The 16,021-nt window shown below is 46.8% G+C and carries 14 protein-coding genes; 6 read left to right on the plus strand and 8 right to left on the minus strand.

Features of this window, described 5'->3' with window-relative positions; genetic code table 11:
• Positions 1 to 46 precede the first annotated feature (46 nt).
• Together V6669_RS29060 and V6669_RS29065 are read right to left on the minus strand one after the other, a co-directional pair.
• Positions 47 to 3,142, minus strand: a complete 3,096-nt coding sequence (locus tag V6669_RS29060) for an ATP-binding protein (protein ID WP_338589243.1) — start codon at positions 3,140 to 3,142, stop codon at positions 47 to 49.
• 68 nt (positions 3,143 to 3,210) lie between these two features.
• Positions 3,211 to 3,810: an SRPBCC domain-containing protein gene (locus V6669_RS29065; RefSeq protein WP_338589245.1), complete on the minus strand. Its 600-nt coding sequence runs from the start codon at positions 3,808 to 3,810 to the stop codon at positions 3,211 to 3,213.
• A 227-nt stretch (positions 3,811 to 4,037) separates the two neighbouring features.
• Between V6669_RS29065 and V6669_RS29070 the strand changes: the two genes are divergently transcribed.
• Positions 4,038 to 4,805: a class I SAM-dependent methyltransferase gene (locus V6669_RS29070; protein WP_036612131.1), complete on the plus strand. Its 768-nt coding sequence runs from the start codon at positions 4,038 to 4,040 to the stop codon at positions 4,803 to 4,805.
• A 269-nt stretch (positions 4,806 to 5,074) separates the two neighbouring features.
• On the opposite strand, the gene V6669_RS29075 is transcribed toward V6669_RS29070, so the two are convergent.
• Positions 5,075 to 6,109: an NADH:flavin oxidoreductase/NADH oxidase gene (locus V6669_RS29075; RefSeq protein ID WP_338589248.1), complete on the minus strand. Its 1,035-nt coding sequence runs from the start codon at positions 6,107 to 6,109 to the stop codon at positions 5,075 to 5,077.
• A gap of 48 nt (positions 6,110 to 6,157) precedes the next feature.
• The gene (locus V6669_RS29080; RefSeq protein ID WP_017691642.1) at positions 6,158 to 6,349 is read right to left on the minus strand and encodes a 2-hydroxymuconate tautomerase family protein; all 192 of its coding nucleotides are present in this window, start codon (positions 6,347 to 6,349) and stop codon (positions 6,158 to 6,160) included.
• Between the two features lie 442 nt (positions 6,350 to 6,791).
• On the opposite strand from V6669_RS29080, the gene pepT reads away from it, so the two are divergent.
• On the plus strand, positions 6,792 to 8,030 hold the full coding sequence (pepT, locus tag V6669_RS29085; RefSeq protein ID WP_338589252.1) for a peptidase T: 1,239 nt from the start codon (positions 6,792 to 6,794) through the stop codon (positions 8,028 to 8,030).
• Positions 8,031 to 8,165: 135 nt separating this feature from the next.
• On the opposite strand, the gene V6669_RS29090 is transcribed toward pepT, so the two are convergent.
• Positions 8,166 to 8,858, minus strand: a complete 693-nt coding sequence (locus tag V6669_RS29090) for a cyclic nucleotide-binding domain-containing protein (RefSeq protein ID WP_074092729.1) — start codon at positions 8,856 to 8,858, stop codon at positions 8,166 to 8,168.
• A gap of 283 nt (positions 8,859 to 9,141) precedes the next feature.
• Between V6669_RS29090 and V6669_RS29095 the strand changes: the two genes are divergently transcribed.
• On the plus strand, positions 9,142 to 9,981 hold the full coding sequence (locus V6669_RS29095) for a methyl-accepting chemotaxis protein (protein WP_338589254.1): 840 nt from the start codon (positions 9,142 to 9,144) through the stop codon (positions 9,979 to 9,981).
• 103 nt (positions 9,982 to 10,084) lie between these two features.
• Here V6669_RS29095 and V6669_RS29100 read toward each other — a convergent pair whose 3' ends face one another.
• Positions 10,085 to 11,521: an alanine/glycine:cation symporter family protein gene (locus V6669_RS29100; protein ID WP_074092731.1), complete on the minus strand. Its 1,437-nt coding sequence runs from the start codon at positions 11,519 to 11,521 to the stop codon at positions 10,085 to 10,087.
• 329 nt (positions 11,522 to 11,850) lie between these two features.
• Between V6669_RS29100 and V6669_RS29105 the strand changes: the two genes are divergently transcribed.
• A complete protein-coding gene (locus V6669_RS29105; RefSeq protein ID WP_338595081.1) occupies positions 11,851 to 12,780 on the plus strand; it encodes a response regulator in 930 nt (309 codons plus the stop codon).
• 172 nt (positions 12,781 to 12,952) lie between these two features.
• Here V6669_RS29105 and V6669_RS29110 read toward each other — a convergent pair whose 3' ends face one another.
• Positions 12,953 to 13,129, minus strand: coding sequence for an aspartyl-phosphate phosphatase Spo0E family protein (locus V6669_RS29110; RefSeq protein WP_338589257.1), 177 nt, complete (start codon positions 13,127 to 13,129; stop codon positions 12,953 to 12,955).
• A gap of 435 nt (positions 13,130 to 13,564) precedes the next feature.
• On the opposite strand from V6669_RS29110, the gene V6669_RS29115 reads away from it, so the two are divergent.
• Positions 13,565 to 14,188 carry a GPR1/FUN34/YaaH family transporter gene (locus tag V6669_RS29115; protein WP_091012490.1) on the plus strand — a complete coding sequence of 208 codons (624 nt, stop codon included), beginning with the start codon at positions 13,565 to 13,567 and terminating at the stop codon, positions 14,186 to 14,188.
• Positions 14,189 to 14,393: 205 nt separating this feature from the next.
• A complete protein-coding gene (locus V6669_RS29120; protein WP_026081401.1) occupies positions 14,394 to 14,906 on the plus strand; it encodes an acyl-CoA thioesterase in 513 nt (170 codons plus the stop codon).
• 35 nt (positions 14,907 to 14,941) lie between these two features.
• Here V6669_RS29120 and V6669_RS29125 read toward each other — a convergent pair whose 3' ends face one another.
• On the minus strand, positions 14,942 to 16,018 hold the full coding sequence (locus V6669_RS29125) for an anthranilate phosphoribosyltransferase (protein ID WP_338589260.1): 1,077 nt from the start codon (positions 16,016 to 16,018) through the stop codon (positions 14,942 to 14,944).
• Positions 16,019 to 16,021: the final 3 nt, after the last annotated feature.

Consider the following 16,021-nt stretch of genomic DNA (forward strand, 5'->3'; position numbering starts at 1 on the left):
GCATCCGCTTATTAGTCTGTTAACCATAATTGCTTAACTCGGCACATTAATTGGAATAATCCACCTTTTGCACAGGGATACGGAATCGGATCTGCGTGCCTTTACCCACATGGCTATGAATCTCGAGTCCCTGACCATAGAGAGACATCAGGCGACGGTTTATATTTTGCAGCCCGACACCTCCTGGACCTTCGGTGCGCCCTGACTTGACCTGAGCCATACGCTCAGGAGGGATACCTACACCATCATCTTGAACCTGAACGACCACATGCTCGCTCTCTTTGAAAATTATAAGCTGAACTGTCCCACCGGCTGCCCGCTCCATCACACCGTGGCGAATGGCATTCTCCACAAGTGGCTGAATACTGAGAGGTGGCAGATATAGATGCACGTCCGATTCCACCTCATACTCAACCACCAGTCTTTCCTCAAATCTCGCCTGTTCCAAATGCACATAAGACTCCACCAATTCCAGCTCTTTGGTCAAAGGAACAAGCTGCTCCCTGTTCTGGAAGTCAAAACTTCCACGCAGGTAATGACTCAATTCAATCAGCAGATCGGTTGCTTTGTCCGGATTCACTGCACAGGTCGCGATAATCACATTGAGTGCATTATATAGAAAATGCGGCTTGATTTGCGCCTGCAAAAAGGCCATTTCGGTCCGAATAGCCTCCTGCACAGAACTCCGCATCTCAATTAACGTCCGAACTCTGGCGCGCAATTCGCCGGCATCCACCGGTTTGCTCAGGAAGTCATTGGCTCCCGCCTGGAATCCGTGTTTGATATCCTCAGGCAACCCGCGGGCGGTCAGCATCAGAATCGGTAACTCTGACAGGGAACTGTGCTCACGCAGTTTGCGACATAACTCAAGTCCGGACATCTTAGGCATCATCCAGTCCGTTATGACAAGATCAATCGACGGGAATTCTTCACGAAGTTTCAATGCGGTGGACCCGCTATCTGCTGCGATAACCCGATATCGTTCCGTCGATAAAAGGTTAAGCAATACCTGTCGATTCACGGGGTCATCGTCCACAATCAAAATCGTATGCTCAGCTTCCGTAAGTTCATCCAGCTCATCTGACTCTCTTGTCACAACCTCCTTCGTCCCTGCCCCCTGTGCAGCAACATATCGGGCGGCAGCTGGTTTCGAATGAGATTGCAGCAGCGGCAACTTCATAACAGGCAGGGTGAAATGAAAGGTCGAACCTTGCCCCGGCTCCGATTCAACCCAGATCTCACCACCGCCAAGCTCAACGAGTTTCCGTGTAATACTCAGACCCAGTCCGGTTCCATTATTCAATCGCTCGATCGTGCCGTTATTCTGCTCATACGCCTGGAAGATATCCTCCTGTTTGTCCAAGGCAATGCCTACCCCTGTATCAGCAACCGATACCTTCACCCAATTCCCTTCAACACTAGCGTACAATCGAATCTCACCCTGCTCAGTGTACTTATAGGCGTTGCCCAGCAAGTTGTACAGAACTTGCCTTAGGCGATCTTCGTCCGCCTCAACAAGTGGCAACGACTGGGGCCATTGTTGAATCAATATAACCGGCTTGTCCTCAAACGTGAAACCCGAGACTTCAACCACAGTACGAGCAACGGATTCCAGATCAACAGGTACCCTTTTCAACTCGATCTCACTATTTTTTAATTTGGAAAAATCCAAAATATCGTTAACCAGCAGTGAAAGGCGCTTTCCGGTTGAAGTAATCATGGACAGATTTTTGGCTTGCTTGGGCGTGACTGCTCCGGCCGCCCCTTCCAGCATGGATTGCGCAATATTAATGATGCCATGCAGGGGGGTGCGCAGCTCATGAGACGTGTTTGCCATGAACTCGTCCTTCAGGCTGTCGATGGCCAGCAAGCGCTCAGACAGGGCTTCCACGTCTCGGAATGATTGTGCAAAGCGGATTGCGGTCACAATCATCTGGGCAAATACAAATAATAAAAGTTCAATCAGCGCAAAGAACGCTGTGTCTAGGGTAGTGAACGCACCAAGCGTATATAACACAACAACCATGAGTATGCTCATCATACTCACGAGTGCAAAGTGGCTGTCATTCGGCCGTCCTTTCAACCAATAGAAAATGGCTCGCAGCGTATATAACATGACAACAAGCGAGATCAGCAACATGGGAAGCTCAAGAGACGAGAAAAGCGTTGGAGGAAGCGTAAGACCCACAATGGTCTGGGTAACGATCAACACTACAGCCAGACGAACAAACCACTGATGAACTGCTCCTGGTACACGGGCATCCATATACCGAAGCAAAAAATAATAGGCAAAGGCTGAACTAAGGAGCTGAATCCGAAGTATCTCATTATTGGTCAGGAACGGTACAAACGTACCCAGTAACTTCTCCCCATGTGTCAGAGCGTACACCGCACCAGAAAGGCTGAATAATCCGAGAAAACGAAGCTCCTTCTCCGTACGTCGTAATCTGAACAGAAGTAGAAAAAAGGCGGCTGGCAAGATAAAACCGAATAAGGCCATCAGATCCCTGAGCCAATCTTGTTGCTGACTTTTCAGAATACTATGCTCGTCTCCAAACAAAATGGGCGCTACTATGCCCCCGGACGAGTAACTATAATTTGATACTTGAATGATAATGTCAGCCGTATTGCCCTCAATGGACGTGAATCCTGTAAAGGGCAGATTTAATTGTATATCTGTCGCCTTGGTCTTTCCTGGCAGGCCTTTGCCGCCAATCTCTTTACCATCGATAAATACCCTGTGGGCCATGCGTATATTCTGTGTGCGTATACCATAATCATTTTTCATCGTCCGGGGTGTAAGCTGGACTTGCAAATGATAGGTTCCATACCCATGCGCTTGCCCCAGAGATTTGTTCCATCGGGCCGGAACCTGAGTGCCAGAGGAAGCCGGCAATGGCTTGCGACCGGATACACTTGCTTCAATATCTGCCGGGCTCAGCAACTGCCCAGGGTAGAAATCCCAGATACCCTTTAGAGACGCTGCACCCTTGCGATCAAAGTCCCATTGGGTCAGGTCAATTTTCCCATCTGTAGCCTTGGGGTTAATCCGCTCGCTAATTAACGTCTGGGCGATCCAACCCAGTGGAACAATGACAATACATATGAAGCTTATGGTCAGCATAATCCAGTGTTTTCTCATCTATGTATTCCTTCCATCCACAATGGCGAGAGACGTCTAATTTTGTCGATTTATTACTATAATTCATGTTACACGTTTCTGGTGCTCACGGAAATAGTTTCCGTATCATAATCGGTCAACTTCCTTATAATTTTAAGGATCTCTATCTGTTTTCGCCAGCTCCTAGTACACCAAGAAACCCCAGGCCGAATTTCACCGGAATGAACGGGCGAAATGGCCTGGGGTTGATTGAATGAAGATTTATTTAACAACTTGAGCAAGCTTCTGAACGATTCCGGCCATCCCTGCTCCATACGTTCCCGCACTATGGCGTGAGCCTGTCCAAACTCGGTCAGTTTATCCGCATCCCAACCGCTGTGAATCAGTGTGAAATCCGTACCTTCGGGCTGTTCATTCAGTTGGAACGTCAACGTCCAGTCCTTACCCCAGCGGAATGACAGCTTGTGCAGCGGAAGAACTTCCGTCACCTGACATGGTGATTGGCCGAAGGGGCCTGCTTCCAATATAAACTCGTGACCTTCCACGGGTTCCAGATTGCCTGGCATGAACCAGGTTCTCAGTCCCTGCTCGGTCGAGACCATCTCCCACACTTTCTCTACAGGTGCATGGAGCATAAGTTCCTGCCGGATATCTGGCAGTGCACTTGATGAACTTGATGATGAATCCATTCGAATCACCTCCTTATACATTTCATTTCGTATAACCACCCGAATAGAAGTTGACCTCCGCTTTATCCCCACCCTATAATTGGAACATATTACATAAAAGGTGCGTGATTCCTATGATAGTCTGCTCTGAAAAATCCAATTCCAACCGTTGCCGGAAGGGATAATCCTGCTCATTCCCCTTCCACGTTTTCATTTTAATACATTTACATGTGGGGGACACCTATACTATGTCATTCAGTTATTACGGTCCATTATGCACCGCCGTTTATGATCTCACGAAACCTGTGGGGCACTCCTTGGGAGGAGACATTGAATTCTATCGCCATTATCTTCAGCGCTGCAATGGACGTATCCTTGAAGCCATGTCAGGATCAGGCCGAGTGCTCATTCCTTTGCTTGAAGCAGGCTTGAAGGTGGATGGAATTGATTATTCAATGGATATGATTGACTCTTGCCGTTCTCGTTGTATGGAGCGGGCATTACCCATGCCTGAGCTGTTCGTTGCCGATCTGGAGAAGCTTGACCTTCCATATCGATACGAGGCAATTATCATTCCCGGAGGTTCTCTGCTCCTCATCCAAGACAGACAGGCGTCGATTAACGCATTACGTAATCTATTTCAGCATTTAGAACCCGGCGGCAGGCTCGTGTTTGATCTGTTTCTGCCCGATGTGACACAACCCTCTTCTGTAGAAACATCAACCGTTTCATTACCCGATGGTGATACGATCACGGTAGAAGTGAAAACCATTGAAGTGAACCTTCTACACCAATATAAAGTAAGTCTGATTCGCTACGAACAATGGCATCAGGGTGCTCTTGTTGCTACGGAGCTGCAACAACTCACTCTACGTTGGTACGGCATAGAAGAGTTACGCCTAATTCTCGAACACATTGGTTTCTCTGACATTAAAGTGTACGCCGACTTTAACCCGGATCAACCACCCACGCAGTCCAATCAAAAATTCGTCTATGAAGCGACTCGAAGAGCGTAGTCATCCGTAATCGGATGGATATGATTCTCAATATCCAAAATCAGGCCACAGCATGAGGTTTAACCCATGCTGTGGCCTATTTTACTATATAAAATTTGCACTAACATTTACACGAGAACGCAGAGGACAGAAATAACTTGAAGAAGCGGAACGTTCGCCTTTATCCTCAGATTTTCACCTTTGAACAAGTGAATCAAAAAAATCTGGGGATAACAGCGATCGGAAGGTTATTCTGTCATCGGAGTGGCAAGTGTAAATGTTAGTGCAAGTTAGTATCCACGAGAATATTGCTCTGCAATGGCAGCTCGATCCTTGCTGACACCCAGTTCCAGAGCCGCATGGTTCGCCCAGTACGGATCACGTAGCATGCCTCTGCCAACGGCAACCAGATCCGCATCACCGTTGCCAATCACCGCCTGAGCCAATGCTGCATCCTCCAGCATACCCACTGCGATTACAGGAACGTTCAGTTCTTCACGGAAGCGACGGGCAAATGGCACTTGATACCCTGGATAGTTCCCCGGTTTCCGCTGTCCCGAAGGTCCTTCGCCACCTGAACTGATATGGAACATGTCCACGCCTGCATCTTGGTAGGCACGAGCGATATTGATCGTGTGGTCGATATCGTATCCACCATCCGCGTATTCTATGGCCGAAATCCGCAAAATCATCGGCATGTCTGCTGGCATTTCTTTTTTCGCTGCCCGAATGACTTCAACGCCAAAACGGGACAGATCCTGCCCATATACATCTTCACGATGATTCATCAGCGGAGAATGGAACTGGTGGATCAGGTATCCATGTGCGCCATGCAGCTCAATGGTATCCACTCCAGCCTGTACTGCGCGGCGAACACCGTCTGCGAACTTCTGCACCATGGCTTCTACCTCTTCTGTACTTAACGCACGCGGCTCCTTGTACTTTTCTCCCGGGAATGTGACTACCGATGGGGCAACCGGCTGCGGTGCATCCTCTGCTTTTCGTCCCGCATGTGCGATCTGAATAGCTACTTTGGAGCCGTAGGCATGAATTCCATCGACAAGTTTGGTGAAGGCAGGCACATGCTCATCTGACCATATACCCAAGTCATTATCGGTAATACGTCCATCCGGATCTACATCGGTCATCTCGATTACAATCAGTCCTGTTCCTCCAACCGCACGGCTCACATAGTGAACCTGATGCCAATCGTTCGGAATGCCGTCCTTCGCAGTGACAGAATATTGGCACATCGGTGCCATGACGACACGGTTATTTAATTGCAGGCTCTTGAATTGATAAGGGGAAAATAATTGTTCAGTCATTGATGTTGCATCTCCTGTTCCATGATCATGATATATATGAAGCCTTACTTATTTGTCTAAATCCGAAAACAGTTTTCCGTTCTTGCCGTAATTGTCCTTCTCCAAATCCTCAATGAAGATAAAGACTTTGCTCGGATCAACATCCAATGTCTCACAAGCCACCTGAGTCATACGTTCAATCAACTGACGTTTCTGCTCGACCGACTTGCCTTCCAGTACCTTAACCGTGATAAATGGCATGTCTTGAACACATCCTTTCTTCATCATTTATTATGAACCTCGGTTATAGAAATACAAGTACGTACATTTTTGTGACCTAGTACCCTTTTTGATACCTAATCATCCTCATATTTCGGTTCTGCTCCATTCTGGAAATGACTGCAAAACATGATATGATAACCATAGAGATCCACAATAATTACTATACCCAATTTACATAAGTTGTGACTAACGGTTACACGATAACGGAGAGGGCAGAAATAACCTGTAGAAGCGAAGCTAAAAGCTTTCTGCAAGAAAGCTGCATCGAAAGCATACGCTATCCTCAGATTTTCACCTTTGTAAAAGTGCATCAAAAAATCTGGGGATAACAGCGATCAGAAAGTTATTCTGGCCTCGTAGTGGATCAGTGTAAAACAAGTAGCTCAACTTATATACTACTCAAGCTAGGGAGCGATTATAGATGAAAGATGTATTAATTCAAAGACTGAGCACTTACGTTCAGATGGATACCCAATCCGATGAAAATAGTGAGACATGCCCTTCCACACCCGGCCAACTGGCCTTGGGCAAACTGCTCGTTGAAGAGTGTACCTCCATTGGTCTGCAAGATGTGACGATGGATGAGAATGGTTATGTCATGGCTACACTGCCATCCAATACGGACAAAGATGTTCCCGTGATCGGTTTCCTGGCTCACCTCGATACAGCGACCGACTTTACTGGCAAAAATGTCAAACCACAGGTTATCGATAACTATGACGGTGCTGACATTGTGCTGAACTCGGAGCTAGACGTAGTACTGTCCAACAAGGATTTCCCGGAGCTGCACGAGTATAAAGGCCAGACCCTGATCACAACCGACGGTACAACGTTGCTTGGTGCCGATAATAAAGCAGGCATTGCCGAGATCATGACGGCGATGGCCTATCTGATTGAACACCCGGAAGTGAAACACGGTAAGATTCGGGTTGCGTTTACCCCGGATGAAGAGATTGGCCGTGGACCGCACAAGTTTGACGTAGCTGCTTTTGGAGCCAAATATGCTTACACAGTTGATGGCGGACCGCTTGGTGAGCTGGAATACGAGAGCTTTAACGCAGCTGCCGCCAAAATTACAGTACGAGGCACCAATGTGCATCCCGGAACAGCGAAGGATAAAATGGTGAACTCTCTGAAAATTGCAATGGAATTGAATCGACGCCTGCCTGTGGAGGAAGCTCCTGAATTCACGGACGGTTACGATGGGTTCTACCATCTGTTGTCTATGGATGGTGACGTTGAGCTGACAAAGATGAGTTACATCATCCGTGATTTCGACCGGGAGAAGTTTGAAGAGCGCAAAACAAATCTGCTCCATATTGCAAACGAACTGAAGACCAAGTATGGAGAGAAAAGCATCAAGGTTGAATTGAATGACCAGTACTATAACATGCGCGAGAAAATTGAACCCGTACGCCAGATCGTCGATATTGCCCATGAAGCCATGACCCGACTGGACATCGAACCTGTTATTCGCCCCATCCGGGGAGGAACAGATGGTTCCCAGCTATCCTATATGGGCATGCCAACACCAAATATCTTCACTGGCGGTGAAAACTACCATGGCAAATTCGAATATGTATCGGTAGACAATATGGTGAAGGCAACCCGTGTCATTGTAGAGATCGCTCAATTGTTCGAGCAACGCGGAGATATCTAATTCACTTGAAGTGCAGTGCAAGAAGAGCACCCCTTGGTATATTGGGGAGGGTGCTCTTTGTTATGCCATATTGTATTTTATTGTGTCGCGTCATGTCGCATAGATATGTAGGCTTGATCTTTATTTAAAATGCCATCACTCATATATATTGCCTCCCGCGATGACACGCAACTGTTCCAGATCACAGATAACAAGCTTTCGTTGCACTTTGTGAATAATATTTCGATTACACAGATCTTGAACGACTCTATTTAGATGTCTATAGCTGGTGCCCAGCATATCCGCCAGTTCGGTGAGCTTGGAGGTCTGAATCTCTTCCGAAGAGGACTCGTCCTGGCCCATTGTGGACAACAGATAGCTGGCAAATCGGCTCTCGACCGGATATAACATGTTCAGACTCGACAGGTTCGAGAAGGTATACAATTTGTGTGTAACTTGACTCAGCATAAAGTGGAGAAATTTAGGGTTCTCTGCATACGTATTCTGGAGAGCGCGATAACTGATACCCAGCAACAGGCTTTTGCTCACAGACTCTACCGTATTCATAGCCTCCTTGCCATTCACCAGTTCCAAATCTCCCACAAGCGCAAGTGGTGTACTGAAACGAAGCAACAGAGACTTCCCGTTAGGCAGGGTGGTATAGATCTTGAGTTTGCCCTGCACGAGAAAATACAGTCGTTCGGGTCGTTCACCTTTGGCACATATCATCTCACCCTTTGCAGCCTCAAGTAGTCTCAACTCCGCGAGTGCAGACTCGTCTAACACCTGATCCAACCCATTCTCACGGGCGAGTTGCCGCACAAGTCCAAAGTCCATGATTTCTTTCATTCCGACTTCCCCTCCGTTGTCGTAGATAACGTATGTAAAAGGACATATGTCCCATAATTGATATACATTCTTACAAATATCTTGATATAAAAATAGTTACAACTAACACTTATATCCAATAAATCAGTTCACATGGTAAATATTTTAAAATTTAATCATAAAATGTTCATTCTTTCATGCAAAATGCCGTTCACGAAAAGCCCTTCCTGTCCGATGAAAGATAGAGCATTCCATAGATCGTTAAAAATAATACATTCAAATATTGAAAGGATGGTCCTCTTCCATGAACGTTGTAGATGCCCTGCTTAAAGTAATGCCTTATATCAGCATGATCCTTAGAGAACCAGCTAGTTTAACTGTATATGATCACGAAAAGGTATTGGAGGTTGTTACCACCGACAAGTTTGACCTTGGTTTTGAAAAAGGAATGCCACTCTTGGAATCGTATCAAAACTTTGCCATCTTAAAAAACGGAAGAGAAGCTACTCTCGCTACTCTCTCCAAGGAAGTTTATGGTATCGAACTGGATATTTTGAACATTCCGATCTTTGATGATAACCAGAACGTTGTTGCTGTTTTCTGTGTATCTTACGACCAGTCTAACCAGAACCAACTTGAAGACATTATACAAGAAAATCAAACCATCAATGGTAACCTCGTTGATATGGTGCAGCATGTCGCCGCTCATGCCGAAGAATTGCAAGCAACCAGTGAGCAGATCCTGCAGAACACACGGATTGCTGTTCAGAACTCTTCCCAAATCAACAAAGTAGCCGGGTTCATTCGTGAAATCTCTGAACAAACCAACTTGCTTGGCCTGAATGCCGCTATTGAAGCCGCTCGCGTTGGTGAGGCAGGCGCTGGCTTCGGTGTGGTTGCTTCCGAAGTACGCAAACTCTCTGTGGATGCCAAACAAGCTACAAGTGATATCGATACCAGCCTGAGAGATGTACAACAGGTCATCAAACAGATGGAAGTTGAAGTCTCCCAGATTGCAGCCTCTTCACAGGAACAAGCAACGCTTGTAGCATCCTTTACGGATGTGATTGAGCAGCTTAACGAAACAGGGGCACGAATGAAAACTCTATCCGAACAACTGATCAGTTATTCGGTTAAAAAGTAATCAAAATAAAAACAAACAGGACTCGGGTTGCCCATGATGGATAATCCAAGTCCTGTTGTTTGTTGTGTCCATTTTATATAACCAACTACATTCAGATAAAATCTTAATTGGCTACATGTATTGATTTATCTCCAATAACTTCTTCTTCCGACTGCCAGCATTCCACTTCACCCGGAATATGAATTCGGTCCCGGGTAAAGACGGGATCACGTCCTTCAGCCTTTTGTTTCTTGTAGTCCTTCAACGCTTCGAAAGTCACCTTGGACAGCATCAGAATTGCAATCAGGTTCACCACCACCATGAGCCCCATGAACAGGTCAGCCAAATCCCATACCAGCTGCACTTTGGCTACCGCACCAAACACCACCATCGCGATAACGCAAATACGGTATACCCACAGCCAGACTTTGTTGGATTTGATAAACTCAATGTTAGTTTCTCCGTAGTAATAATTTCCGATTAGTGTACTGAAGGCAAACAGGAACACCATAACCGCCAGGAATCCCGATGCCCATGAACCAATATGTACACTTAATGCTGCCTGAGTTAACTCAATGCCACCCAGATCGGAACCTTTGTACACTCCTGATAGCAAAATAATCATGGCTGTGCTTGTACATATCACTAACGTATCTGTCAGCACGCCAAACGCCTGAATAAGTCCCTGTTTCACTGGATGTGTTGTATCCGCCGTTGCAGCAGCATTCGGGGCGCTACCCATCCCCGCCTCATTGGAGAACAATCCACGTTTCACACCGTTCATCAGTGCAGCGCCCAACGTTCCGCCAGCCACCTGTTCAATGCCGAAGGCATTTTTGACGATCAATGCAATCATGGCCGGAAGCTGGGTAATGTTCGCCAACACAACAAAAGCCGCTACCCCAATGTACAATACGGCAAGCACCACGACGATGTATTCCGACGCTTTGGCAATCCGTTTGACACCGCCCATAATAATTCCTGCAAATACCACGGCCATAATGATCCCTACCGTTAACCGATCCGTTCCAAATGAGTTCTCAAATGCAACGGTAATCGTGTTAGACTGCACCGCATTAAAGACCAAACCGAATGAAAGTGTGATGAGAATGGCAAATAAAATCCCCATCCAGCGCTTTCCTAGCCCACGCTCCATATAATACGCCGGACCCCCGCGGAATCCGCCCTTATCCTTCACTTTATAGATCTGAGCCAACGTGCTCTCCACAAAACTGGAGGCAGAACCAATAATCGCAATAACCCACATCCAGAATACAGCCCCGGGTCCCCCCAGTGCGATGGCCAATGCAATACCGGTAATATTGCCTGTGCCTACACGGGCCGCCATACTAATACAGAACGCCTGAAAAGGTGAAATTTTGCCTGGTTCCTTGCTTTTCGGCTCTAGAAGCACCTTCACCATATCTCCAATCATGCGGAATTGCATGAATCGGGTCTTGGTGGTGAAGTATATACCACATACTACCAATAGTATAATTAACACTTTGGACCATAGAAAATCATTGAAAATGACGACAATATCTTGTATTGTTTGCTCCATCGGTATGCCCCTTTTTATGGTGTATTTCAAGCACAGAGATGGTCACGTGAAAAGTTTGTACCATTCTGCACAACACTAGCCCCAGACTTCGGGATGTTACTTATACTACAAGGGCATCTACGAAAATCGACAAATACCTACATGCAATTCCTACATTTATTTTAAAAATGGGCTTTGATCGCCCAAACATTGTCATAGAACCTGACATGTCAGGTTCTATGCAAGAAGGAAAGGAACGATTACACTGGAACGAGAGTTCATGGCGGAGTTAACCGCCTTTACCATAGATTTATCAATCACACCATTCGCAGAGAAAGGGAATGACTGACATGCGTTATTTTATCGTGGATGATGATCCTGGCGTTCGTTCCATGTTGATGGATATTATTGAGGATGAAGGCCTTGGCGATATTGCTGGGGAAGCTGAGGACGGAGCACATATTCACGCGGAACTGTTGGAGCTGCATAAGGTGGATGTACTGCTGATTGATCTGCTGATGCCACAACGAGACGGGATACAGACCGTGCGGGCGCTTGAGGGAAGGTTTGAGGGCAAGATCGTTATGATCTCCCAGATCGAGTCGAAAAATATGATCGGAGAAGCCTATTCACTAGGCATTGAATATTATATTACGAAGCCGATTAACCGGTTGGAGATTCTATCTGTTCTGCGGCTGGTGAGCGAAAGGCTTCGGATGCAGCAATCCATCGCAGATATTCAGCGGACATTGCAGGGATTGTCCGGTTTGAATTCTACCGAACGTGCTGCGGCTCCGGTTCCGGACAAAACCATTACTACAGCAGGACATTTCCTGCTGTCCGAGATGGGCATGATCGGCGAAGCGGGTAGCAGGGATCTGCTGGACATGCTGGAATATCTGGAACAGGTAGAGACAGATGAACATAAGCTGTCGCCCTATACGTTCCCATCCCTCAAAGACATCTTCCAGAACGTAGCGATACGCAAGCTGGGAGACAACGCATCACTCGCAGAGGTGAACAAGGAGATCAAGGCATCGGAACAACGTGTTCGCAGAGCCATCTTCCAGACGCTGAGTCATGTGGTGTCTCTGGGATTAACGGATTATACACATCCCAAGTTCGAGAACTATGCATCCAAATTTTTTGATTTCACCGAAATCCGCAAGAAAATGCTGGAGCTGCAAAACAATGTGGAGCCTTCCTTGTCCCAGACACGCATTAATACGAAAAAATTCGTACAGGTTCTATACTTGGAAGCCAAACGATTGCTCCATTAAACAGGTATATATTGATATTTGGCAAAACAAACGGGCATGAATACTATGCCGGAATGGTACTGCCTCTTCAACGGAGGCAGTACATTCCGGCCATATTCATGCCCGTCTGTACGATCAAGTGTTACTCATCTATGTGATTCGTTCTGTATTTAAAATCAAAATCCCTTCGGGTTCAGGCCCGTGAATGGTTTCGGCTAATTCGGTTATACTCATTAATCAATTCGTCCAATGCCATAGACTGCCGAATCACATCGGGATGTCCAAGACCACCTTTGTTATGCTCTACCAGCACATAAAGGTTATGTCTGGCCTTCTCTATTTTATTTTTCAAATCCAAACTCATAACCATAACCCCTGATACCTCCTTATTCTGTGAACCATTTTAGTTTTTCCTGTCAATCTATAGTTGGATTAACATATGGCATAGGAGACAAGGATGTTTTGTATTCTTCTCCATTTTTTTGATAAAGATTATTTTATCACACAAGAGCTTATCCGAAAATGGCTGATATGACGCAATTTAGCAGTAATAACGAGGCCTTTATTCTAACGTCTGGCCTCACCATTCACGGCCAGAATGGATTGTGTCGTAAATGTGTATATTGAAAAAACAAAAAGTCTATTGGTTCAAAAGGTAATAAAATCCCTTTCCATAATGGGGGCATTCAGGTACAATAGGGCGATGTGTGTGTCCGGACCCGGCGGATACAAATGATGTAATTTAGAGGACGGCCAACGACGGCCATGGATCCTGATTTGATATTATTGGAGGCTTATCATCACCATGCAGACCGATTCACAGACTAAAGTCAAAATTGTTAACGCCGATCCCAGCGCAATGGGATTATTTGGGTTGGCTATCGTAACCCTGGTCGCTTCTTCCCAAAAGCTTGGCATTACGGATGGACTTAGCTACGCTATTCCTTGGGCGATCTTCCTGGGTGCCTTTGCCCAGTTATTCGCATGTATTCAAGATTCCAAACGCAACAACACCTTTGGCACAACAGCATTTGGCGCGTATGCATTCTTCTGGTTTGCCATGGCGGCCAACTGGATGATCAAAATGGGCGTATTTGGCTCCACGCTTGCTGAACAGGCCGATGGCAAGCAGCTCGGATTTGCTTTTGCCGGATACCTCGTATTCACCCTGTTCATGACAATCGGTGCTATTGAAGCAAATAAAGTATTGCTTATCATCTTCATTCTGATTGACTTCCTGTTCCTTGGCTTGACCTTTGACGCTTTCGGCGTAGCTCCTCACATTTTCCACACCATTGCAGCATACGCTGAAATGGCGATCGGAATTGTGTCCCTGTATGGTACAGGTGCTTCGGTACTGAATGCTCACTTCGGCTATGCGTTCTTGCCGATCGGCAAACCGTCCGGCATTTTCAAACCCAAGGCTTAATATACAGCAGTAAACCGCCAGCGCGCCGGTCCGCGCCTGGCGGTTTTTTTGCAGTCCAACTTCATTTGAATATGTATCTGACCGACACCTATACTAGGGATAATAGACCAAAAAAAGACCTTGTAACACATGAAATGTCACAGCAGCCATACTGTAAGGAGGAAAAAACATGAGAGAGATACCGAAACCAACGGAGATGGATCAGGTGGAGAAAAAATATGTACGCGAAACACGTTGTTTCAAGACGGCACGGGTGTTCCCAACCGATGTCAACAATCATAATACGCTATTCGGTGGGAAGCTGATGTCCTACATCGATGATATTGCATCCATCGCCGCTTCCAAGTTATGCCGGGTCAATACTGTAACGGCTTCAACCGACTCTGTCGATTTCCTGTATCCGATTAATCCAACGGATTCGGTTACGCTGGAATCGTTCGCGTCCTGGACAGGACGCAGTTCCATGGAGATTTTTGTGAAGGTGATTCGTGAGGATCTGAAGACCGGAGAGAAGAAAATTGCGGCGACGGCATTTCTGACCTTTGTGGCCTTGGACGAAAATAATCGGAAACTGATTGTACCTCGGATCATCCCGGAGACAGAAGAAGAGAAGAAACTATACGAGACCGCTCCGGATCGGGCGGCCATGCGGAAACAACGGCGGGAAGAGAGCAAAAAATTCGCTGACTTCCTGACCGTTACTTATCCTTGGGAGTAAGAACACACTAAACAAGCACAAGCTTGAAGCAAGGCTTACCTGGACGATGCCGGATAGATGGACATCGCTCTATTATCCGGCAGTTCGCCACCCATGGAGACACACCACTGTTGATAGATGCGATATGCTGCACCACTTTCCAACAACCCCTGACAAGTGTATATGCCCTCTTCGATGGAATTAACACGCCCCGCAGCGTACAAGCGGAATCCTCCATTTAACAAGACCTGATTCACAAAAGCAATATGACCATCGCCGCTTAATACACTTTCCGCCACTTCAAGCTGCTTCGCAGCCGTCCAGACCAGTTCCGGCACGGGCATATCCAGTTCATAGGCTGCAGGATCAACCAGTTCCAGCTTCATATCGCCGTCTTCCACGGCGTATACGCGGGTTGGCCGATCAATGTACAGATCCTCAGAACCTTCCATCCCCTGTACAACATAAGCACGACGATAGTTAAACCGGGTGAGCAACTTCGCAATCCGATCCAGAAAGGTATTATGAAACACACCAAACACCAAATACGGTGAATGGTTATAATCAATCAGTTTCTCTGCCGTGTTAAACACCGTACGGAATCCCAGCTCTTCCCGTAACGGACGAAGCTTGCGAAGAGGCTCACACCACTCCTCGGAGGATACGTACATGACACCGGAACGCAACGCAGCCCCACGGGCATCTTCCCGATCCATTTTACGTGTATCAATTCCCGCTTCCTTCAACAGTACCGACAGCGTAACGCCCCACTTGGGCGGTAAAGGATCACTCCCGTGCAAAGTCACCGGCAACCCAGCGGCCGCGAGTACAAACGCAACCGGAAACGTGGCCATGAACGACTTCGTCCGCCCGTCATAGGGACCCGCGCAGTCCAATCCATCCTGAAATATGGAGAAACGTTCCGCACTGTTACGACAAGCATGAACAAAGGCTTCCAGTTCCTCAACGTTTTCCATTTTCATTCGTTCAGCCATTAGAAACGCAGCCGTCTGGGCAGGGGAAACCTCCTGTTTCAGGATTTTCTCTGCTACGGTCAGCGCCTCTGTATAATTCAGATCACGCGAGCCTCGTTTCCCACGTCCGACCTCTCGGAGTATCTGAGACATATCCATGGA

Source organism: Paenibacillus sp. Y5S-9 (genome assembly GCF_036894235.1).
Lineage (GTDB): Bacteria > Bacillota > Bacilli > Paenibacillales > Paenibacillaceae > Paenibacillus.

Coding starts and splice junctions, on each gene's coding strand:
- V6669_RS29060 (WP_338589243.1), bottom strand. CDS start 3,142: ATGAGAAAACACTGGATTATGCTGACCATAAGCTTCATATGTATTGTC.
- V6669_RS29065 (WP_338589245.1), bottom strand. CDS start 3,810: ATGGATTCATCATCAAGTTCATCAAGTGCACTGCCAGATATCCGGCAG.
- V6669_RS29070 (WP_036612131.1), top strand. CDS start 4,038: ATGTCATTCAGTTATTACGGTCCATTATGCACCGCCGTTTATGATCTC.
- V6669_RS29075 (WP_338589248.1), bottom strand. CDS start 6,109: ATGACTGAACAATTATTTTCCCCTTATCAATTCAAGAGCCTGCAATTA.
- V6669_RS29080 (WP_017691642.1), bottom strand. CDS start 6,349: ATGCCATTTATCACGGTTAAGGTACTGGAAGGCAAGTCGGTCGAGCAG.
- pepT (WP_338589252.1), top strand. CDS start 6,792: ATGAAAGATGTATTAATTCAAAGACTGAGCACTTACGTTCAGATGGAT.
- V6669_RS29090 (WP_074092729.1), bottom strand. CDS start 8,858: ATGAAAGAAATCATGGACTTTGGACTTGTGCGGCAACTCGCCCGTGAG.
- V6669_RS29095 (WP_338589254.1), top strand. CDS start 9,142: ATGAACGTTGTAGATGCCCTGCTTAAAGTAATGCCTTATATCAGCATG.
- V6669_RS29100 (WP_074092731.1), bottom strand. CDS start 11,521: ATGGAGCAAACAATACAAGATATTGTCGTCATTTTCAATGATTTTCTA.
- V6669_RS29105 (WP_338595081.1), top strand. CDS start 11,851: ATGCGTTATTTTATCGTGGATGATGATCCTGGCGTTCGTTCCATGTTG.
- V6669_RS29110 (WP_338589257.1), bottom strand. CDS start 13,129: ATGGTTATGAGTTTGGATTTGAAAAATAAAATAGAGAAGGCCAGACAT.
- V6669_RS29115 (WP_091012490.1), top strand. CDS start 13,565: ATGCAGACCGATTCACAGACTAAAGTCAAAATTGTTAACGCCGATCCC.
- V6669_RS29125 (WP_338589260.1), bottom strand. CDS start 16,018: ATGGATATGTCTCAGATACTCCGAGAGGTCGGACGTGGGAAACGAGGC.